This window comes from Caldicoprobacter guelmensis (assembly GCF_016908415.1).
Lineage (GTDB): Bacteria > Bacillota > Clostridia > Caldicoprobacterales > Caldicoprobacteraceae > Caldicoprobacter > Caldicoprobacter guelmensis.
Genome location: NZ_JAFBDW010000003.1, coordinates 144,958 through 166,233, shown reverse-complemented (window position 1 = coordinate 166,233; position 21,276 = coordinate 144,958). Strand labels below are relative to the sequence as shown.

15 protein-coding genes are annotated in these 21,276 nt (G+C 42.2%); 12 read left to right on the top strand and 3 right to left on the bottom strand.

Features of this window, described 5'->3' with window-relative positions:
- Window positions 1–7 precede the first annotated feature (7 nt).
- The 7 genes from JOD02_RS05205 to JOD02_RS05175 all read left to right on the top strand — a co-directional run bounded on the left by JOD02_RS05205 (window position 8) and on the right by JOD02_RS05175 (window position 11,531).
- Window positions 8–1,393 (top strand): 2-isopropylmalate synthase, encoded by a 1,386-nt coding sequence (locus JOD02_RS05205; protein WP_204487597.1) that lies wholly within the window; start codon window positions 8–10, stop codon window positions 1,391–1,393.
- 51 nt (window positions 1,394–1,444) lie between these two features.
- Complete coding sequence (locus JOD02_RS05200; RefSeq protein ID WP_204487596.1) at window positions 1,445–2,551, top strand: GNAT family N-acetyltransferase; 1,107 nt, start codon at window positions 1,445–1,447, stop codon at window positions 2,549–2,551.
- Window positions 2,552–3,009: 458 nt separating this feature from the next.
- The gene (locus JOD02_RS05195) at window positions 3,010–5,301 is read left to right on the top strand and encodes a glycoside hydrolase family 3 C-terminal domain-containing protein (protein ID WP_204487595.1); all 2,292 of its coding nucleotides are present in this window, start codon (window positions 3,010–3,012) and stop codon (window positions 5,299–5,301) included.
- Between the two features lie 253 nt (window positions 5,302–5,554).
- A complete protein-coding gene (locus tag JOD02_RS05190) occupies window positions 5,555–6,526 on the top strand; it encodes an ABC transporter permease (protein WP_204487594.1) in 972 nt (323 codons plus the stop codon).
- Between the two features lie 29 nt (window positions 6,527–6,555).
- Window positions 6,556–7,470 (top strand): carbohydrate ABC transporter permease, encoded by a 915-nt coding sequence (locus tag JOD02_RS05185; protein WP_204487593.1) that lies wholly within the window; start codon window positions 6,556–6,558, stop codon window positions 7,468–7,470.
- A 67-nt stretch (window positions 7,471–7,537) separates the two neighbouring features.
- Window positions 7,538–9,262, top strand: a complete 1,725-nt coding sequence (locus JOD02_RS05180) for an extracellular solute-binding protein (RefSeq protein ID WP_204487592.1) — start codon at window positions 7,538–7,540, stop codon at window positions 9,260–9,262.
- A 265-nt stretch (window positions 9,263–9,527) separates the two neighbouring features.
- Window positions 9,528–11,531 (top strand): hypothetical protein, encoded by a 2,004-nt coding sequence (locus JOD02_RS05175; RefSeq protein WP_204487591.1) that lies wholly within the window; start codon window positions 9,528–9,530, stop codon window positions 11,529–11,531.
- Between the two features lie 173 nt (window positions 11,532–11,704).
- Here JOD02_RS05175 and thpR read toward each other — a convergent pair whose 3' ends face one another.
- The 3 genes from thpR to JOD02_RS05160 form a co-directional block, all read right to left on the bottom strand.
- Complete coding sequence (gene thpR / locus JOD02_RS05170; protein WP_204487589.1) at window positions 11,705–12,256, bottom strand: RNA 2',3'-cyclic phosphodiesterase; 552 nt, start codon at window positions 12,254–12,256, stop codon at window positions 11,705–11,707.
- Window positions 12,257–12,261: 5 nt separating this feature from the next.
- Window positions 12,262–12,780, bottom strand: a complete 519-nt coding sequence (locus JOD02_RS05165) for a nitroreductase family protein (RefSeq protein WP_341534536.1) — start codon at window positions 12,778–12,780, stop codon at window positions 12,262–12,264.
- 282 nt (window positions 12,781–13,062) lie between these two features.
- Entirely contained in the window at window positions 13,063–13,899 is an 837-nt protein-coding gene (locus JOD02_RS05160) for a CAP domain-containing protein (RefSeq protein ID WP_243426360.1), read from the bottom strand.
- 364 nt (window positions 13,900–14,263) lie between these two features.
- Between JOD02_RS05160 and polA the strand changes: the two genes are divergently transcribed.
- From polA to galE, 5 genes are all read left to right on the top strand, one after another.
- The gene (gene polA / locus JOD02_RS05155) at window positions 14,264–16,855 is read left to right on the top strand and encodes a DNA polymerase I (RefSeq protein WP_204487587.1); all 2,592 of its coding nucleotides are present in this window, start codon (window positions 14,264–14,266) and stop codon (window positions 16,853–16,855) included.
- Window positions 16,856–16,997: 142 nt separating this feature from the next.
- Complete coding sequence (gene coaE / locus JOD02_RS05150) at window positions 16,998–17,588, top strand: dephospho-CoA kinase (RefSeq protein ID WP_204487586.1); 591 nt, start codon at window positions 16,998–17,000, stop codon at window positions 17,586–17,588.
- Window positions 17,573–18,148 (top strand): lytic transglycosylase domain-containing protein, encoded by a 576-nt coding sequence (locus tag JOD02_RS05145; RefSeq protein ID WP_204487584.1) that lies wholly within the window; start codon window positions 17,573–17,575, stop codon window positions 18,146–18,148. The genes coaE and JOD02_RS05145 overlap by 16 nt, the downstream gene beginning before the upstream one ends.
- Before the next feature lie 21 nt (window positions 18,149–18,169).
- The gene (locus JOD02_RS05140) at window positions 18,170–20,026 is read left to right on the top strand and encodes an ABC transporter substrate-binding protein (protein WP_204487582.1); all 1,857 of its coding nucleotides are present in this window, start codon (window positions 18,170–18,172) and stop codon (window positions 20,024–20,026) included.
- A gap of 178 nt (window positions 20,027–20,204) precedes the next feature.
- Entirely contained in the window at window positions 20,205–21,218 is a 1,014-nt protein-coding gene (galE, locus tag JOD02_RS05135; protein WP_204487580.1) for a UDP-glucose 4-epimerase GalE, read from the top strand.
- The last annotated feature ends 58 nt before the right edge of the window (window positions 21,219–21,276 follow it).

Genomic DNA, 21,276 nt, shown 5'->3' with positions numbered 1-21,276 from the left:
TGTTGACGTGCTGGAGTTCAGCAGGAGAACCAATACGCTAGAGCAGTCGGCATACAAGTATTCGCTTCAGGATGTGGCGGAGCCAAATCTTTATAGGCACCTGTTCCCTTATGACAGCATACCCAGAATACCGTTTAATCATCGCCTTGTGCCCATGCATGTACCTGACGAAATATGGATCACCGATACCACTTTTAGGGATGGGCAGCAGGCGCGAGCCCCTTTTACGGTGAAGCAGATCGTAGATTTGTTTGATTTGCTTCACAAGCTTTCGGGGCCCAACGGCGTCATTCGCCAGAGCGAGTTTTTCCTGTATACCGATAAGGATAAGGAAGCGGTGCGAAAATGTATGGAACGGGGATACCAGTATCCTGAGGTGACAGGATGGATACGTGCTTCCAAAAAGGACTTTGAGCTGGTAAAGGAAATGGGCATAAAGGAGACGGGCATTTTGGTAAGCTGTTCGGATTACCATATCTTTAAGAAATTAAACATGACGCGCAAGCAGGCCATGGATATGTATCTGTCAGTGGTGAAGATGGCGCTAGAGTATGGTATCAGGCCTCGTTGCCACTTTGAGGATATTACGCGTGCAGATTTTTATGGTTTTGTGGTGCCCTTTGCCATTGAGCTTAAGAAGCTGATGGATGAGTCTGGTATTCCAATAAAGATTCGCGCCTGTGATACTCTGGGGTATGGCGTGTCTTATCCGGGAGTTGCGTTGCCGAGGAGCGTGCCGGGCATAATTTATGGGCTGAGGCATTTTGCAGGCATACCCAGCGAGCTCATTGAGTGGCATGGACACAATGACTTTTATAAGGCAGTTACCAACTCTGCTACTGCATGGCTGTACGGCGCTTCATCGGTCAACTGTACTATGTTGGGTATAGGCGAGCGTACTGGGAACTGTCCTCTTGAGGCCATGGTCATTGAATATGTGGCTTTAAGGGGCGACACCAATGGCATGGACCTGTCGGTTATAACCGAGATTGCTGAGTATTTTGAAAAGGAAATAGGCTATGAGATACCACCTAATACTCCGTTTGTGGGCAGGAATTTCAACGTAACTCAGGCGGGGATTCACGCCGATGGCCTTTTGAAAGATGAAGAAATATACAACATATTTGACACCGGCAAGATACTTAAGAGGCCTCCAAGGGTGGCGGTAAGCCAGCATTCTGGCTTGGCTGGTATTGCTCACTGGATCAATTCTTACTTTGGTTTGGAAGGAGAAAACGCCATAGATAAAAGGGATCCGGTAGTGGTTAAGCTTAAGGAACTTGTGGATCAGGAATATGCGCAGGGGCGTACTACTGTTATGTCTGATGTAGAGCTGGAAAACATGCTAAGGCAGATTGCGCCTGAATTTGTTGAAAAATTCAAGAAGGAATAAATAAATGGCTTTGAAAGGGCCTTACACTAAATTATTTGAGGGGGAGGAGTTATGATAGATTTTCGCCCGGCTAGGCCAGAAGATGTGGAACAAATTCTAGGGCTGGTTAACTATGTTTTTCGTACATCCAGCGGCTTGGAGCCTACGATGGGCAGGCAATTTCCTACTTTTATATGTCCTGAAAATGCTTCAAATCTTTATGTAGCGGTTGATAATGGAAGAATTGTGGCGCACATCGGTATAAAGAAAAATACAGCTATTATATACGGACATAAAGTCTGCATGGCCAATATGGGCGCGGTATGCACTCATCCGGATTACCAAGGTAAGGGGATTGGAACTGCACTTCTTCATGAGGTGTTCAGGAATCTGTGTGAGGAAGGCATAGGGCTAGTCAGTATATCTGGTACCAGGGGTTTATACAAGAGGAATTCGTGTGTAGAGGTGGGTGAAACGTTTACCTATGTATTGGAAAAAGGGAAATTTTCATATTCATACAAAAATTTGGAAGGAATAAGATTCTATGTTTCTGAGGATGTAGATAAAGCAGAAGTTTTGTTTGATATATATCGGGAAGAGCCAATAAGATATCAACGTACCAAACAGGAATTTCCCGTGTTACTTAAGGCAGTCCCCATGGTTCACCCCCCCGTTCCGGCTTTGACTGTGGTAGTGGCTTCTTTTGAGGAAGAAGATACTGATCTTGCTTATATCATAGGGTACGAGAAAAAACCAGGGGCATTTAAAGTTGTAGAGTATGCCGGGGAGAGGATGGCCGTTGTGTGGCTTATTGAGAAGTTGTTACACGACAGGGGGATGCAGGAGGTAACATTGGAGGTACCAGCATATGATAGAGATCTTCTCTCAATCTTGAATTCAGCACGATTAAGTTGTGTTTCATCCTGTTATCCTGGTACGACTGTGAGAATTGTTAATAAGGAGAGCTTATGGAGCGATATATCTCCTATTATTGATGAAGCTTGGAATGAAGGTGTACCTCTTCCTTCTTTAGCTGGATTGCCAGATCAAGTGGTTGATGATGACGCCAAACTGGCGCAATTCCTGTTTACTAGATTTAATAGGCCATATTATGGTCAGCCATGGGACCAGGTTTTCCCTCTGCCTTTACCTTGGCCAAATGGGTTAAATTATATATAGAAAAGACAAAAAGGGCTTAAAGCCCTTTTTTATTTTTCCTTTTGAAGGGCGTATTTAATATTTTTGAAGAAATAATTACCAAACGAGGTTATATCAAGCGTTTTAAAACTACTTGTACTTCTAGGCAAAACATTTTTACTTTTTAGACAACCACAAAGTGCTTAATTTTAGTGTATTGGCAAACGTTACCTCATATATTGAAAATGCGCCCTCTTTTGAATTCGTTATTTACATTTCTTATTATATGTGCTATCATTCTAATAGTAAATAATTTTCATTTTTCCCTAAAACGATTTCCAATGTGGTGTTATTGGCATACAATGTTATACAACACTTCGATGGTTTAATTAGTTTCTCCAGGGAAGTTTGAAAGGTGTAACGACATTTACTTGGGTAGTATTTTTAGTAGGTTAGAAATCTGTAATATATTTGTTAACATTGAGGGGGTTAACCTTTAAATGGAGAGAGATATTAAAAAATTGATTTCACAGATGACTTTGGAGGAAAAGGCTAGCTTGTGCTCAGGACGGGATTTTTGGCACTTAAAGGGAATTGAACGGTTGGGTATTCCATCTATAATGGTCAGTGATGGTCCTCACGGATTACGTAAACAGCAAGATAGCGCAGATCAGGAGAGTTTTTTTAAGAGCGTTCCAGCCACGTGTTTTCCGTCAGCTGTAGGACTGGCAAGCTCATGGAATCGTGAACTGGTCGAAAGAGTAGGCGCAGCAATAGGTGAAGAATGTCAAGCCGAAGGTGTGTCCATTTTGCTTGGACCGGGGGCTAATATCAAGCGTTCTCCACTTTGTGGCAGGAACTTTGAATATTTTTCGGAGGACCCTTACCTTTCTTCAGAAATGGCTGCCAGCCATATAAGAGGGGTACAGAGCCAGGGGGTAGGCACTTCGCTTAAACATTTTGCTGCTAACAACCAGGAACATCGGAGGATGAGCGTTGATGCTATCATAGATGAGAGAACGCTGCGTGAGATCTACCTAGCAAGCTTTGAAGGAGCTGTTAAAAAGGGAAAACCCTGGACAGTTATGTGTTCGTATAATAAAGTAAATGGAGAATATGCCTCGGAGAATAAGTATTTGTTGACGGATATTTTGAGGGATGACTGGGGTTTTGAAGGTTTTGTGGTTTCTGACTGGGGTGCTGTTAATGACCGCGTAAAAGGCTTAGAAGCGGGTTTAGATATCGAGATGCCATCAAGTTTTGGAATTGGAGACCAAAAGATAGTTCAAGCGGTTAAAGAGGGAAGGCTTTCGGAAGAGGTTTTAGACAGGGCAGTTGAGAGGATACTCAAGATAATCTTTAAAGCAGTTGATAACAGGAAAGAGAATGCGACATATGATAGAGAAGCACATCATCAATTGGCCAGAGAAGTGGCAAGGGAATGCATGGTGCTTCTCAAAAATGAAGATAGGATACTGCCCTTAAAGAGGCAGGGGACCATTGCGGTAATTGGTGAATTTGCCAAACGGCCCAGGTATCAGGGAGGGGGAAGTTCCCACGTAAATCCGACAAAGCTGGATGACATATATGAGGAGATTAAGAAATCTGCTGGCGAGAACGTTAATGTAATGTATGCCAAGGGTTACAGCCTAGATAAGGAGGAATTGGATGCTACACTCTTGAACGAAGCCAAGGAAGTGGCAATGAAAGCGGATGTTGCTGTGGTTTTTGCAGGATTACCTGAACACTATGAATCGGAAGGTTATGACCGTCAGCATATGAGGATGCCTGAAAGCCACTGTGCATTGATTGAAGCTGTAGCGGAGGTTCAGCCCAATGTAGTGGTTGTATTGAGCAACGGTTCGCCGATTGAGATGCCATGGCTTGATAAGGTGAAGGGGGTGCTGGAGGCTTACCTGGGAGGTCAAGCGTTGGGAGGAGCCATTGCAGACCTGCTATTTGGGGATGCAAATCCCAGTGGTAAGCTGGCAGAAACATTCCCTAAAGAGTTGAGCCATAATCCTTCTTATTTGAATTTCCCAGGAGAAGGGGACAGGGTGGAATACAGGGAAGGTATATTTGTAGGCTACAGGTATTATGACAAGAAAAACATTGAGCCGCTGTTTCCTTTTGGATATGGACTCAGCTACACCACATTTGAATACAGTGACCTGCGTATCAGCAAAAAGGAGATATTAGACACTGAAACAGTAACAGTTACTGTGAAGGTTAAAAATACCGGTGAAATGGCAGGTAAAGAGGTTGTCCAGCTGTATGTTAGTGATGTTGAAAGTTCGGTTATAAGGCCGGACAAGGAACTTAAAGGTTTTGAAAAGGTAGAGCTTAAGCCTGGTGAAGAGAAGACGGTCACGTTTGAATTAGATAAGAGGGCGTTTGCGTATTACAATGTCGACATAAAGGATTGGCATGTGGAGACCGGTGAGTTTGAGATTTTAATAGGGAAATCATCGAGGGAGATAGTGCTTAAAGACAGGATATTTGTAAAGTCGACTGTTACTATCAAAAAACCGGTACATAGAAACACGCTGATGGGCGACTTGCTTTCGGATCCTGTTCTTGCGCCTGTGGTCAAAGAATTTTTGGCTAAGGCAAACGAGGGAAATCCTCTTTTTAATGCGAGGGAAGACAAAAAAGAAATTTCAGAGATGATGATGGCTTTTATGAAATACACTCCTTTGCGTGCATTGGTCAGTTTTAGCAGGGGTACATTTACCGAGGATATGCTGGAGGATATGATTAAAAAGCTAAACAGTAAAGTGATGGAGAGTTAAAGTAAAAATGTATTGACATCTATATAGAGGTGGTCTAAAATAATTATAGAATAAACTCCATATCGTTACGTAAGGTATAATGGGGAAGGTGCTTTTCTTTTTTATATTTTTGCTGTAAATTCTGTGAAGTGTGATTACTATTTGGAAATAGTACCCTATATACAATGAGTTTATATTTTACATTGCAAAACAGTGCACATTACCTTATGAGACTTTAACACGCAAATTAAAAAGGGAAGGGGTTATATAAAAAATGGTTGGGAACACTGTAATACAGCCTATTGGAATCCGTAAAAGGGGTGGAATTAATGGTTTTGTAAAAGAGTTTTTAAAACAGGTTGATCTACAATTATTGGTAATCCCTGGAATTATACATATTATTATCTTTTCATATATTCCCATGTATGGCGTTATTATGGCTTTTCAAGAGTTTCGATTAGGGGACTTTCCTGGAATGAGTGAATGGGTTGGGTTAAAGCATTTCCGTTATCTATTTACTGATCCTAATTTTGGTTTGGTGTTGCGTAATACAATAGTTATAAGCTTGCTAAAGTTGCTCATTTGCTTTCCGGCTCCTATAATCTTTGCAATACTGATAAATGAGATATTAAATATGCGGTTTAGAAAAACTGTTCAAACTATCAGTTATCTTCCTCACTTTATATCGTGGGTAGTTGCAGGTACATTGATGTTTGATTTTTTCTCGGTGGATAATGGTGCTGTAAACTCTGCTTTGCTTGCTCTTGGCATAATTGATCGTCCAATACATTTCTTTGGTGTAGGTGAATATTTCTGGGGAATGGCTGTTATAACTGACTTATGGAAATCGCTGGGCTGGAATGCAATCATATATATTGCAGCAATTACATCTATAGATCCAGATCTTTATGAAGCCGCTGAGATAGATGGCGCTGGAAGATATGCGAAAATGTGGCATATCACCTTTAAGTCTATTTTACCAACTGTAATTCTACTCTTGATTTTCAGTGTAGGCAATCTGTTGAATGCTAATTTTGACCAGATTATGGTGCTTACCAATCAGATGACCAATCCCAAATTGCGTGCATTTGCCGATGTTATCGATACGTATGTGTACAGAGTAGGTATAAGTGGTAACAGATCTTCCTATGCTGCAGCGGCTGGATTGTTTAAATCGGTGATAAATGTCATGCTTTTGCTTACAGCCAATAAAATTGCCAGCAGAACAGGGCACGAGGTTCTGTAATAAAAGTTTATTTGAGGAGTGATACAAAGATGAAGAGAAAGAAAACGTTTGGGGATTGGATATTTGATACCATTAATGTGATAATAATGCTTATAGTTGTGTTTGTTACGTTATATCCCTTTATCAATTCTCTCGCTATATCCTTGAATGATGCCGATGATACCGTAAGGGGAGGAATAACGTTTTATCCACGCGTGTTTACGTTGCGCAATTATGAACTCATATTTCAAAATAAATTAGTTTACAATGCTTACCTTATTTCAATAGCGAGGACAATAATAGGGATAATAACTGGTTTGTTATTTACAGCAGCCCTTGCCTTTGGTATGGCACATTCAAATCTCAAAGGAAGGAGATTTTATACCATCTTGTGTATTATCCCTATGTACTTTGGGGGAGGTCTTATTCCTTACTATTTTCTTATAAGGTCATTGGGTTTGATGAATAGCTTTTGGGTTTACATAATACCTTCTTTAGTAGGCATTTGGAATATGTTATTGATGAGGACGTATTTTATGGGAATACCGTCTGCGTTAGAGGAATCTGCACGTATTGATGGTGCAAATTATTTTACAGTATTTTTCAGGATAATACTCCCTATATCAACGCCAATTTTGGCAACAATAGCTCTCTTTATTGGAGTAGGACAATGGAACGCGTGGTTTGACGCGTATATATTCATTACAGAACAATCTTTAAAGCCCATACAAAGCGTATTGCTTTCCATCATCTCGGAAGCCCAGTTTGCTCAAAGAATGGCCCAGGCTGCTGCGGCACAAGCGGGTCCAGTAGATGTAGGAAGAGTTGGAAAAGGTGTACATGTAAATGTTCGGTCTCTTACAATGGCTACGATGATGGTAACTGTACTGCCTATAGTGATGGTATATCCGTTCCTGCAGCGCTATTTTATTAAAGGCGTTATGATTGGCTCACTAAAAGGTTAAAAAACAGTATCGCTTAAGATGCTGTTTTTTAAGATAAAAATAAAAATAGTGGAGGTGCGTTCAAATTATGAAGAAATTTAGAATTTTATCGCTGTTTATGGTTGTTTTTATTATTCTTGCTATAGTGGCTTCGGGCTGTGGGAAGAAAGCACCTGATACTTCCAAACCAGCCGAAACATCTGAGACAGCGAAAGAATCAGAACAGGGTACTGAGAGTGAATCTTCAACAGAATCAGGAGAGTCAGGAGAATATTCAGAGCCATACACATTTACCCATTATTTTAACTATGATTGGTGGGGAATAAAGCCGTGGGGAGAAGATGAAGTATCTAAATACTTATCCAAAAAATTTAATGTTCATGTTGAATTCGCTAAGCCGGATTCTGACCCCGCTGCAAAGCTTAACGTTATGATTTCCTCTGGTGATTTGCCAGATTCTATTATGATGGACAGGGGCCCAGACAATATAAGATTGGCTCGATTGGGATTGTTACAACCTCTTGAACCCTTTATGACAAAAAATCCTAACCTCCAAGAAAATCTTTTACCTCAGACGATAGAGTTATTAAAGATCGATGGCAAGCTATACGGGATTCCTAACTGGCCCAGAACAGCACCCACGGGCGGTAATGATGTGTGGATGTATAATCTGCGCATCTGGCAGGATGCAGGGAGTCCCAAGCTTGAGACATTTGAGGATTTATATGCATTTGCTAAAAAGGTAAAGACCGATGTAACCAAGACAAGAGAAGGATTGTCTACCATCCCTTTCATGACGGATGCTACAGGTGATGGATGGAGGCTAGCTAATGCATTTTACCGTTCCTATGGCGGCGTTTTAAACGGGTGGTACACAGTTCTGGATGGTAAGTATAGGCTAGCATTCCGTGATCCGGTATTTAAGGAAGTTTCTTTAGAACTTAATAAGTGGTGGCGTGAAGGACTGATCGCGGAGACTCAGTTTACAGATACAACTGACCAAATACTTGAAAAAGCAACCAATGGGCGCATAGCATTGTTCTACTATGATCATTCACAAGATGATAATAACCACTTCAGAAAAATTCTCAAAAAGAACCACCCGGATGATAGCTATGAGCTAGTACAGCCTAATGTTTTCCCACCTGCTAAAGGATTGTCACCGAACGATATATATGGTGATATTACTTCCACTGTTGGCTGGAATGTAACATGCATTACAACTAAGGCTAAAAATCCCCAAAGAATATTTGACCTTTGGACCTATCTCTTAACTAGAGAAGCTGCTATAATCCAAATGTATGGTCCACCGGGATTTCTGTGGGATACTCTAGACGACCAAGGATTACCTATATTGAAAAAGGCTGAAGGTGAATTGACGGCCGAAGAGCGCGATCGTCTGGGGCTCTGGTTCTGGATGATACCAGGTCACAGCGACCATGTTGATACCATCAAGTTTGCAGTAAACGATAAGCTACCAGAGGAAAAGAGAAACTGGGTAGTTTCAATGCAGGCACATATTGTGACACCAACCAAGCTGTTAAGCGATGAGTTTGTTGGTATTGGCGACGTCATTGATCCACAGAGCGATCTGGGTATCCAGAGGACGTTGTGTGAGGACTATATAAAGGCGAATTATCCGAAAGTGATAATGGCAAAATCTCCAGAAGAAGCAGAAAAGGTATACGAAGACATTATCAAGTTCTGTGATCAAAATGGTATGCCGCAGATAGAGGAAACCTATGACAAGAAGTATCAAGATAACGTCAAGCGCTTTGGCACTGTTTTGAAAAAGGGAAGATATGCAAAATAATGTCAGGCACTTTGGTATTGTCTTAAGGAAGTAATGAATTGGTAAATAAGTGGATGTATATTGAAAATAGCATGTTTTTACCGTGTGGGCAGAATTGTTTGTCTGCTCACACGGTAAAATTTTTAGACCCAGTTAAATTTTTAGGTTACACTTATAACTTCACGATTCAGTTGGAAATTAAATCTGCAAAAAAAGTAGGATGTGGTTATAACTGCAGGAGTAAGTTTTATAAAAATGTGAAGTCAAAGGAAGAGAGGTGGTATTTTTGAAGAAGACGTTAGACTTGAGTAAGTTTACTCCTATCAATTGTAGGGTTGAGAATGGACAGAGCGGAGAAGTCTATCTTATTTGCAATGGCGAAGGAGGAAAACTAAAAATAGAGGGAATACCTGGTAGTTTAGGTGATGTTGACTGGAGGGATGCTAAATATATAATTTTTGATGCTGTCAACCATGAGGATTATGTAATGGGAGTAACCTTGGAATTCTGGGTTAAGGGAAATACTGGCCATCATCCCAATTTGACTGTGATCCTTGGATTGTTTCCGAAACTTAAGACTAGGTTATCGTTTCCATTAGAGGCTTTAAACTCTCAAAAGATGTTTCTGGATAGGACCCCTGGAAAGCTTAAAACCGTAGTGTTTGGTACCAAGGTAGCCATAGAAGAAGTAGACCGATTTGCCATTGGAACTATGAAATATTTCAAAGATCATAAACTGGAAATATCCAACCTTTATATTTCTGATATTGAACCCAATTATCCTCTGCCTGATGTTAAGCTTGTAGATGAGCTGGGACAGCTTAATGATCGTGAGTGGCCTGGTAAAACGAAAAGTATAGATGAGCTTAAAATATGGCTCAAAAAAGAAGCTGCTAAACCTGATAATATGACATTTTTTGGCAATAGAAGCAGATATGGTGGATGGCTAGAAAAACGATTTGACTCCACTGGGTACTTCAGAACTGAGCATGACGGGAAACGGTGGTGGTTGGTTGATCCAGATGGATATGCATTTTTGAGCATAGGCCTTGATTGTGTTAGTCCAGGAGTTCAAGGAAGGGTTGATGGCATCAAAAAGCTATACAAGTGGTTGCCCGATGAAAATGGCATATATAAGGATGCTTGGAGTAAAGGGGATGGGGGTGAATATTTTGATTTTGCTATAGCTAACTTAATTAGGGTGTTTGGTAAAGCATGGTGGAATGAATGGGCCAAAATGACCAGAAGAAGGCTTGTGGAATGGGGATTTAACACCGTTGGCAATTGGTCATCGCTAAAGTTTATACGCTATGCCAAGTTACCATATGTATGGCCTTTAAAGGATTTTCCCGAGACTACCGAAAAGATTTTTAGAGATTTTCCCGATGTATTCAGTCAAGAATACAAGAATAACGCAGAAAGGTTTGCTGAGCAGCTCAAAGAGTTTGAAGGGGACCCTTACATGATCGGATACTTTTTGAGGAATGAACCCCAGTGGGCTTTTATCCATAACCTAAATATTGCTGAAGAGTTGCTTGAGAATGAGGAAGAATTGGCTTCAAAGGAGGTTTTAATAAAATTCTTGTCAACACGGTATGACGGTGACGTTGAAAAGTTTAATGAGGCTTGGAATCTTAATTTACGCAGTTTTGGCGAGCTTAAGAAGGGTATTAAGCGTGCATCAAAGTTATCCCCGAAAGCATCGGAAGATTTAAATGAGTTTTCAAGGATAATGATCAAGACGTATGTGGAGATTCCAAGTGTTGTCTGTAAGAGAGTAGATCCCCATCACATGAATCTCGGTATGCGATATGCTTATATTGCCAATGAAAACTTACTAGCAGGTTACGAAAATTTCGATGTGTTTTCTATAAATTGCTATAAGATCACTCCTTATGAAGACATTGAACAAATAGGTAAAATTACAGAAATGCCGGTTATTATAGGAGAATTTCACCACGGTGCTCTAGATCGAGGATTGCCTGCTACTGGAATACGAGGAGTTGCCACCCAACAAGAACGAGGGAGAGCTTATCGATATTACATGGAAACTGCTGCTACAAGCAGGCATTTTGTGGGGGCACACCATTTTACCTTGAATGATCAAGCAGCTTTGGGACGATTTGATGGGGAAAACTTTCAGATAGGTTGTGTAGATATCTGTCAAAGGCCTTATTACGAATTTATTGAGGGAATTATGCAGACCAATAGAATTCTGTATGAGGTGGCTGATGGTAGGCAAGCGAATTACGACCAGCCCCCAAAAGAAATACCCAGAGTAGGTTTTTGAGCTATAGACGACCTGGACAGCCTCAAACGGTAGAAGGAAGCAATAGTTCAGTATCTTTCATATTCGGTAGATGTAGGTATCTTTTTGAAAGCATACAGAGTGATACTGGAGAAGGCGAAACAGGGGTAGAGGTAAGTAGAGGGAACCTGGTTCAAGTTCTGATCTTTTTAAGGTTAATATGTTAATATTTGCCTATAAAGAGGGATGTACATAAGGCGGCCTTCTTGTCTGGTGCTTTCCATCAGCGATATCTTACGTACTTCGATTACTTGTTGTTGATCCATTGTGACGGCGTTGGCTACTTTTGAGAATGGCTCTGCCAAGCGTACCTCTCTGCCTAGTGTGATATGGGGAGAATATCCTTTTGAATCTTTAGCAATGCCTATGCTATGTAGCGATGTTTCCAGCTGATTGAATAGCCGATTTAGCATGTCCAGCTCTCCCTTTACCCCTACCCAAATAATCATCTTGTTTCCTCTAGGGAAGTTTCCCAGTTGATCAAGCCTGAGCTTGAAAGGTTTTATGCCGTGTACTGATTGGGCCATCGCTGATGCTATGGTGCTCACAAATGATGGCTCTACTTCTCCTATAAACTTTAGCGTAAGGTGAAAATTTTCTGGCCTTGAAAAGTTCCCGTGAGTGCTGTAGCTCATTACCTGTCTTTGAATTTTATTTAAATAATCCTTTATATGCTGTTCAAACTCAATAGCGATAAAAACCCTCATGACGTTCACCATTTATTGTAATGTATTCTTTCAGGGTTGTATCTGTCGGACGGCCCCTTTTCCTCATCTGGTACGCCAATTGCCACGATGGCAAATGGCACAATGTGGTCAGGAATGTTGAATATTCTACGAATGGCTTCCTCTCGTTCCTTTCTGGGGTGTACGCCCAGCCATACGCCACCCAGTCCTAGCTGTGCTATAGCCAGTAGCATGTTCTGCGTAGCAGCCGCACAGTCCTGTACCCAGTAGCCTTCGTATCTTTGTGAAGACACATCACCTGCCACAATGATACACTTAGGTGCTGTGTTGAGCATGGAGGAATAAGGGTGGTATTTGGTGATCTCTTTCATTTTTTCGCGGTCATCTACTACTATGAAATGCCAGGGTTGCTGATTGCCTGCAGAAGGAGCAGACATGGCCGCTTTTAAGATTATGTCTATATCTTCCTGGCTTACGTCCATGTCTTTATACTTTCTGATACTTCTCCTTTTAAAGAAAAAGTTTAGCACTTGTTGTTTGTCCACATTTAACCCCTCCCATCCGCATTAAGTTTACGTGGGATAAGCGCTTCAAAGATTATTATACCAAAATCATCCGCAAACTACCACCCTTCTGTCATATTCGAGCATAAAACTGACTGGAATTTTTGTCGTAGCGAAATTGATAATTAAAATTTTTTTGAACCACTCTTCACATTGTCAAAAGCGGGGAAAATTAGATTTGTGGTTAAAAAATGAGAAAAGTATGCATTTTGACATGAAAGATAAAAATAAAGCGGTACCATTATGATACCGCTTTTATTGTAGTTATCTGCCAACAAACATTTGTACAAACACGTAACCGTATCTTGGGCTCTTTTGAACGCCTATACCTATGTGCGTAAAGCTGGGGTTTAAGATGTTCTTTCTGTGACCTTCTGAATTCATAAGGCCGTTGTGTGCGCCTTCGACAGAAGGATAACCCGCCAGGTTTTCACCGGCAGTCTTGTATTGGATGCCGAAGTTGCGCATCATATCGAATGGGCTGCCGTAAGTTGGGGAGGTATGGCTGAAGTAGTTGTTATCAACCATATCTTTAGCCTTGATGGTGGCCACCCTGGCCAGTTCGGCATCCCATATAAGGGGTTTGAGGCCTACTTTGGTCCTCTCAGCGTTGACCAACTCCAGCATCCTCGCCTGCTCGTAACTTAGCTGATTTGACGGCTGTTGCGGAGTTGGCTGCTGTGGCTGTGGAGCAGGCTGTGGATTGGGTTGCTGCGGTGTTGGCTGGGGTTGGGGTTGCGGAGCGGGTTGCGGTGTTGGCTGTTTAGGTTGCTGCGGTTGTGGTGTTGGCTGCTGCTCTACAGGCTTTGTAAACCATTTTAATATAGAACCTATTTGGCCATTGTCGGTCCGTATTATATACCAGTTACCCCATTGGCCCAATATGTTTACCACTTGGTTACGCTTCAGAACATCTATGATCGACGACTGCGTGTTGCTGGTAGCTCTCACGTTAAGGTTGTTTGCTGTGACTATTACTTTAGATGGGCATGCTGTATCACTTGTTGCTAACACTGCTGTTTGTTGTGGTACCTGTGCTGCTGTAAATAGTAACCCTATTAGAAAGATACTCAAAAAAATTGTAGAAATAAATTTCTTCATATCTATAACCTCCAATTCAAATAAAATTTTTATATATTTGTAATACATTTTAACACAATCGTAATATATTTGTCATTGCATAAATTATGGTAATTTTATCAGCAAAGGCTCGCTTTTTTGAAGTACAAGATTTACTTTAATTTGCTGCATATAATACAAATTAACGGTGTACATGCACTAATGTATATTAAAATTTACTAGATTAAGCTCTTTTAGTGAAATACCTTTTAATAAAGATGCAAAGTTGCTATAAACGATTGAATTTTGATGATGGATGTGATAAAGTCTAGATGATAGATAGTATAATTGGGATAGGTGATTGCCTGTTAGAAAGGCAAACCATTGGCTTTAAGGAGAGATTTCCATGGGAAGACCACGAGTGATGATAATAGATGGGAATAGCTTGATGCACCGTGCGTTTTATGCTCTACCGATGTTGACGAATAAAAAGGGAGTTCCTACCAATGCCGTGTATGGCTTTACTAATATGCTGTTGAGGCTGATAGGGGATTATAAGCCGGGGTATTTAGGAGTAGCATTTGATAAAAAGGGGCCTACTTTTCGGCATGAAATTTATGCCGAGTACAAAGCTACAAGGCAAAAGGCGCCCGAAGAGCTTGCTCCCCAGTTTGAACTTCTCAAAAAGCTGCTGAAGCTTATGGGAATAGCTATACACGAAGTTGAGGGCTATGAGGCTGATGACATCTTGGGTACATTTGCTCGTCTGGGCAAGGAAAGGGGATGGGATGTATATCTGGTCACTGGTGACAGAGATGCCCTTCAGCTGGTTTCCCCTCAGGTGAGGGTTATCATGACTAAAAAGGGCATATCGGATGTGCGGGTTTTTGATGTTGAAGAGATAAAGAAGGAGTATGGTTTGACTCCCGCTCAGATCGTAGATTTAAAGGCCTTGATGGGTGATAGTTCTGACAATATACCAGGCATTCCAGGTATAGGTGAAAAGACAGCTCTTAAATTGCTGCATCAGTATCATACTATTGAAGAGGTTTTGGACAATGCCGAAAATGTAAGCGGCCAAAAGCTTAAGGAGGCGCTGATCAAGTATAAGGAGCAGGCGATGCTGAGCAAAAGGTTGGCCACAATCGTGCAGGATGCTCCTCTGGATATAAAAGTGGAGAATTGCAGTTACGAAATACCGCACTCAAGGGAACTGTTGGAGTTCCTTGAGGAGCTTGAGTTTCAAAGCATAATCGAGAAGCTTGGAATACAATCGAGGGAAAGGATTGCGACTACTACCTCTGCCCGAGAAAAAAACATGATAGAAGTCAATACATTGGAGGAATTACGGTATCATGTGCAAAACCTCATGAATGTCAGTAAGGTGGCCATACTGGTACAGGATGATTGTATAACCATTTCCGATAATCCATCTCAAGTGTATAGGATGAAGTTGAAAGGCGATTTGCTGACTCAAGGGTTAAATCACCAAGATGTATTCATGGGGTTAAAGCCCATTTTGGAGAAACAGGATTTGCGGAAGATCGTATACGACGGGAAGCGTTTAATTTTAGAGGCCCATAGATATGGCATTCATGTTGAAGGATTGGAATTCGATGTATTTATAGCAGCCTATTTGCTGGACCCTGCGAGAAATCGCTACGATGTGGTTCAGCTACTTTATGAGTATGCTGGATTGGATGTCAATGATGCTGATGCATCTGACCTGTATTTGCTGGCAGGATATATGCGTGAGAAGCTCAAAGAGACCGAGATGCTCTATCTTTACGAGGAAATTGAGCATCCGCTTATAAACGTGCTGGCTGATATGGAGATTACAGGATTTAAAGTGGATAAAGATATGTTGAAGCAGCTGGGGGAAGAATTTTCGCTTGAACTATCAAATCTTACAAAGGAAATATATACTCTAGCCGGGGAAGAGTTTAATATAAACTCGCCAAAACAGCTGGGCTATGTGTTGTTTGAAAAGCTGAAACTACCGGTTATAAAAAAGGGAAAGACGGGATACTCCACCGATATAGAGGTGCTTGAGCAACTGCGCCCATATCACGAACTGGTGGAAAAAGTGATTGAGTATCGCCAGGTCATGAAGCTTAAATCCACCTATATAGATGGGCTTTTAAGCGTTATAGACCCTAGGGATGGGAGGGTCCACTCCAGCTTTAATCAGACGGTGACAGCTACCGGCAGGATCAGCAGTGCAGAGCCTAATTTACAGAATATTCCTGTTAAGCTTGAGATGGGTCGGAGAATACGTAAAGTGTTTGTTGCCAGCGGAGAGGATTATGTGCTGGTGGACGCCGATTATTCCCAGATTGAGTTGCGAATACTGGCACATATGTCAGGAGACCCTACTTTTATTGAGGCTTTTAGGAATAATCAAGATATACACCTGCGAACTGCATCTGAGATATTCGGCGTACCGATTGACAAGGTAACGCCTGAACAGCGCAGCAATGCAAAAGCGGTCAATTTTGGCATTGTGTACGGTATAAGCGATTACGGTCTGGCAAAGAGCTTGGGAATAAGCCGTAAGCAAGCCAGAGAGTATATAGACAGCTATTTCGCCCGCTATCCAAAGGTCAAAGAGTACATGGAGAGAATAGTGGAAACCGCCAAAAAGCAGGGCTACGTGACCACGCTGATGAACCGGCGTAGGTATTTACCCGAGCTTAAATCCCGAAACTTCAACATTCGTTCGCAGGGCGAGCGGTTGGCCATGAATACGCCTATACAGGGCAGCGCGGCCGATATAATAAAGAAGGCCATGAATGACGTGTATGCTGAATTGAAGAGGCGAAACTTGAAGTCAAAGCTCATATTGCAGGTGCATGATGAGCTGATCATAGACACCTATAAACCCGAATTGGAAGAGGTCAAAGAGTTGGTGGTGCGGTGTATGGAGAATGCTGTAAAGCTCTCGGTTCCGTTGGTGGTGGATGTAGGAGTGGGCAGGAGCTGGTATGATGCCAAATAGGATACGTGGCAAATTAGCTGTAATCCTGTAACTTTGCTGGTGAGACAGTTTATTTTCTCTGTGGCGGATTTGGCAATTTAAAAGCAAATAAGTTAAATGCTCATCATTACTTATGAGGTTGTGATATAAAACGGGAGGGACTATGAAGATAATAGGGCTGACCGGTGGGATAGCCTGTGGTAAGTCCACGGTATCTAAAATTCTTGCCGAGCTGGGAGCTGCAGTTATTGATGCCGATATGATTGCCAGAGAAGTGATGAGAAAAGGAACGCCTGTGTGGCAAGAGGTAAAGGAAACCTTTGGGGATGAGTATTTGCAGCCCGATGGCGAGATTGACAGAAAAAAGTTAGGAGAGCTGGTGTTTTCTAACCCAGAAGCTTTAAAAAAACTTAATTCCATTACGCATCCGGCCATCCAAAAGAGGGTGCTCTCTGAGATAGAGAGGCTGAAACTCATGAGCTGTTATAAGGCAGTTGTGGTGGATGCAGCTCTATTGATAGAGGCTGGATGGTATGATATGGTGGATGAGGTATGGCTGGTTGTGGCTGATAGGGAGGCTCAAATAGAAAGGCTTATGAAGCGGAGCGGGCTGACACGCCAGCAAGCATTAAATCGTATAAACAGTCAAATGGCACAGGAAATCAAGATGCGGTATGCTGATAAAATAATAGATAATTCGGATGGTTTGGAGTATACCCGGAAGCAGGTGGAGCAGCTATGGGCAGAACTTTGACTTTTAAACTTGTGCTTATCATTCTGTTGGCATTATCTATACTGTGCGTGATATTGGTGTACGGTTGGGTTCAAAGGAGGATGTACCCCTTAAAATACGAGGACTTGATACTTCGGTATGCAAGCGAATACGGGCTGGATCCATATTTGGTGTGCGCAGTGATATGGGTTGAGAGCAAATTTGACGAGGTTGCGACATCGCACAAAGGAGCGAGAGGGCTTATGCAGGTCATCCCTTCTACAGGACGGTGGGCAGCGGAAAAGCTTGGCATTCAAGGATATGATGATGACAGCCTGTATGACCCGGCTGTGAATATACGAATAGGGTGTTGGTATCTTGATAGGCTTCGCAGTCAATTTAAAGGGGACTTGGATTTGGCTCTTGCGGCATATAATGGCGGCAGCAGCAATGTCGAAAAATGGTTAGAAGACCCCAGGTATAGCAAAGACGGGAAAGGATTGTATGATATACCTTTTAAGGAGACACGAGATTTTGTGGCCAGGGTATGGAGCGCCTATGGTAAATACAAACAGCTTTACCGAATACGTGACACCTACTGAGGAGAGGGATTGAGAGGGCATATGAAAAAATGGCTTGCTTTACTGCTTTTGATTATGTATACCTTGTCTTTGACATCATGCCAGCTTGTAGAGGCTCCTAGTATCATAGAACAAGACATCGGAATAGATGAAAGCAAGGGGGAAAAGGTTCAAGTTCCTATGCCCAAAAAGGGCGGTGAGTTGGTAGTGCCCATACCATTGCCTGATACACTTAACCCTTTGCTTACCAAATCCAGGGACATGATCAATTTTTTTGGCCTGATATTTGAGGGACTGTTTGAATATGATGAGAATATGAAACCTCAACCCTGCTTGGCTGAATCGTGGGATGTGGAAGACGGCGGAAAGCTGTGGCGTTTCCATTTACGGAAAAACGTTGTGTTTCATGATGGACGGCCTCTTACCGGGGATGACGTGGTGTTTACCTTTTTGGCATTGCAGGGAGGGCGCCTTGGCTCGTTTTATCAAAAGGGCATTGCTGGTAATGCGAATATACAAAAGGTTGAGACAGACCCATTTGATCCTTATACGGTGAATGTGTATCTATCTCAACCTGTGAACAATATACTGGATATCATGACCTTTCCTGTACTTCCTAAACGGGTGTATCAATCTGATGAGTTTATGTTACAGCACAGACAGGATATGAGTTTGATACCCATAGGAACGGGACCTTATAGGATAGATGATGGAGGAATTCAGCAGGCTGAAGGTGGTAGTGGCCTTAAGCAAATCAGGTTGGTGAGAAACGAAAAATATTGGGGGAAACAGCCTTATATCGATGCCATATTGGCCCGAGTTTATCATGATGAGATGCAGGTAAGGCAGGCGTTCCATGAAGGGCAGATAGATTTGATGAATGTTATGGCTACTGTAATTAATCCCTATCCGAGGGAAGAGGATGCAAAGACCTATCGATATCTCACGCGCAATTACGAATTTTTAGCGTTTAATATGAACCATCCGGTATTAAGCAATGTTAACGTTAGAAAAGCCATTGCCTATGCCCTGGATAGAAAGGATATTATCTTTAAGGTATATTTGAACAATGCAGAGGCTGTAGATGTTCCCATTCCTTCCGATTCATGGCTTTACGATAGCAGTTACAGGATATACGATTATGACCCTAATAGAGCGGTTGAGCTGCTTGAACAGGCGGGCTGGACACTTGATAAAGCAGATCAAACTGCGAATAGTAGGCCAAATGCTCAAAATGCGCAAAAACTGACTGGGGAAGGGGAGGTGTTAGAAGAGGGAATTGACGATGATGGCCATGAACAGGTCGCAGGAGCTCAATTATTACAAAATGAGGCTTCTGAAAATGGTTTGGTGAAAAATTACGAGGAGAATAGTTGGGTCAGGTATAAGATGATAGGGTCCCAAAAAGTAGAGCTTAGATTTTCTATTTTAACAAACTCTGAAAATATCTTGAGGAAGGATGCCTTGGAAATAATTGCTCAGCAGCTAAAGCGAGTAGGTATTGCTGTGGAGGTAGAAGTCCTTCCTTGGGAGGAACTAACTGAAAGGTTGAAAAGCGGCCAGTTTGAAGCGGTATTGACCGGTTACTACCTGGATATATTCCCAGACGTTAGATTCATGTTCCATTCTAGACAGATAGGGAATGGCCTCAATAATTTTATGAGATACCGCAATGAGGAATTGGACAAGTTGCTCGACGAGGCGGCTTTGACTTGTGAAGATGCCAAGCTCATTGAGCTTTACAGCCGCATACAGAAGCACCTGGTCGAGCAGCTGCCTGTGGTTAGCCTGTGTTTTCAGACTGCTTCGCTTGTGACCAGCGAGAAAGTTTATGGAGTTAAAAGTCCTCGGGAGTTCAATATATATAGAAACATCGAGGAGTGGTATTTGAGCGAGTAGGGGTGTGTTGCAATAGCCGGCTTAAAATTGTGTAATGAAGATGAATTATCCGAAAGAATATGATAGAATATTTGTCGGTGATGGTAAAGAAAGAATAAATTTTTATGCTGTCAGGCGGTCGGTAGAGTTTATAATTGTATAAATGAGGGAATTGGGGTGAAAGAAGAGGAGGGATACCATGTCTATACTCGTAACAGGTGGTGCAGGGTATATTGGAAGCCATACCTGCGTGGAGCTGCTAAATGCAGGCTATGACATCGTTGTTGTGGATAACTTCTCCAACAGCAAACCCGAAGCGTTGAGGCGTGTAAAGGAGATAACCGACAAGGATTTCAAGGTATATGCCGTTGACCTTCTGGACAGAGACGGGCTTGACAAGGTGTTTTCGGAGAACGACATTCAAGCTGTCATACACTTTGCAGGGCTTAAGGCCGTTGGTGAGTCGGTGGCCATACCGCTCAAGTACTATTACAACAACATCACGGGTACCATCATACTGTGCGAGGTCATGCAGAAGCATGGCGTCAAAAAAATAGTCTTCAGCTCCTCTGCCACTGTATACGGCAAGCCTAAAAGTGTTCCAATAAAGGAGGATTTCCCGCTTTGCCCCACCAATCCATATGGGCGTACCAAATATATGATAGAGGAGATTTTGAAAGATGTGTATGTTGCGGATAACGAGTGGAGCGTTGTTCTACTGCGTTACTTTAACCCGATAGGTGCCCACGAGAGCGGCAGGATAGGTGAGGACCCCAACGGCATACCCAACAATTTGATGCCCTATATAACCCAGGTGGCTGTAGGAAAACGAGAAAAGCTGTATGTATTTGGTAACGACTATGACACTCATGACGGTACGGGTGTCAGGGACTACATCCATGTGGTTGATTTGGCTAAAGGGCACCTGAAGGCACTGGAGAAGGTGATGAAGGACAAAGGCGTGGAAGTGTACAATCTGGGAACGGGTGTGGGGTATAGCGTGCTTGACGTGGTCAAGACTTTTGAAAGGGTTAACGGTGTAAAGATACCCTACATCATTACCGGGAGAAGGCCGGGGGATGTAGACAAGTGTTATGCTGATCCCACAAAAGCGCACAAAGAACTGGGCTGGAAGGCAGAGAAAAACCTTGAGGACATGTGCAGGGATTCATGGAACTGGCAAAAGAACAATCCTAATGGGTATGAGGAATAATTGGCCGTGCATTCAAGCGGCGCAGGTCCATGACACAGTTGTAAAAAGAGCAATTGCT

What these genes read in the sequence shown, in the direction of transcription:
- JOD02_RS05200 (WP_204487596.1), top strand. Translation starts at nt 1,445, where the DNA reads ATGATAGATTTTCGCCCGGCTAGGCCAGAAGATGTGGAACAAATTCTA.
- JOD02_RS05195 (WP_204487595.1), top strand. Translation starts at nt 3,010, where the DNA reads ATGGAGAGAGATATTAAAAAATTGATTTCACAGATGACTTTGGAGGAA.
- JOD02_RS05190 (WP_204487594.1), top strand. Translation starts at nt 5,555, where the DNA reads ATGGTTGGGAACACTGTAATACAGCCTATTGGAATCCGTAAAAGGGGT.
- JOD02_RS05185 (WP_204487593.1), top strand. Translation starts at nt 6,556, where the DNA reads ATGAAGAGAAAGAAAACGTTTGGGGATTGGATATTTGATACCATTAAT.
- JOD02_RS05180 (WP_204487592.1), top strand. Translation starts at nt 7,538, where the DNA reads ATGAAGAAATTTAGAATTTTATCGCTGTTTATGGTTGTTTTTATTATT.
- thpR (WP_204487589.1), bottom strand. Translation starts at nt 12,256, where the DNA reads ATGAGGGTTTTTATCGCTATTGAGTTTGAACAGCATATAAAGGATTAT.
- JOD02_RS05160 (WP_243426360.1), bottom strand. Translation starts at nt 13,899, where the DNA reads ATGAAGAAATTTATTTCTACAATTTTTTTGAGTATCTTTCTAATAGGG.
- polA (WP_204487587.1), top strand. Translation starts at nt 14,264, where the DNA reads ATGGGAAGACCACGAGTGATGATAATAGATGGGAATAGCTTGATGCAC.
- coaE (WP_204487586.1), top strand. Translation starts at nt 16,998, where the DNA reads ATGAAGATAATAGGGCTGACCGGTGGGATAGCCTGTGGTAAGTCCACG.
- JOD02_RS05145 (WP_204487584.1), top strand. Translation starts at nt 17,573, where the DNA reads ATGGGCAGAACTTTGACTTTTAAACTTGTGCTTATCATTCTGTTGGCA.
- JOD02_RS05140 (WP_204487582.1), top strand. Translation starts at nt 18,170, where the DNA reads ATGAAAAAATGGCTTGCTTTACTGCTTTTGATTATGTATACCTTGTCT.
- galE (WP_204487580.1), top strand. Translation starts at nt 20,205, where the DNA reads ATGTCTATACTCGTAACAGGTGGTGCAGGGTATATTGGAAGCCATACC.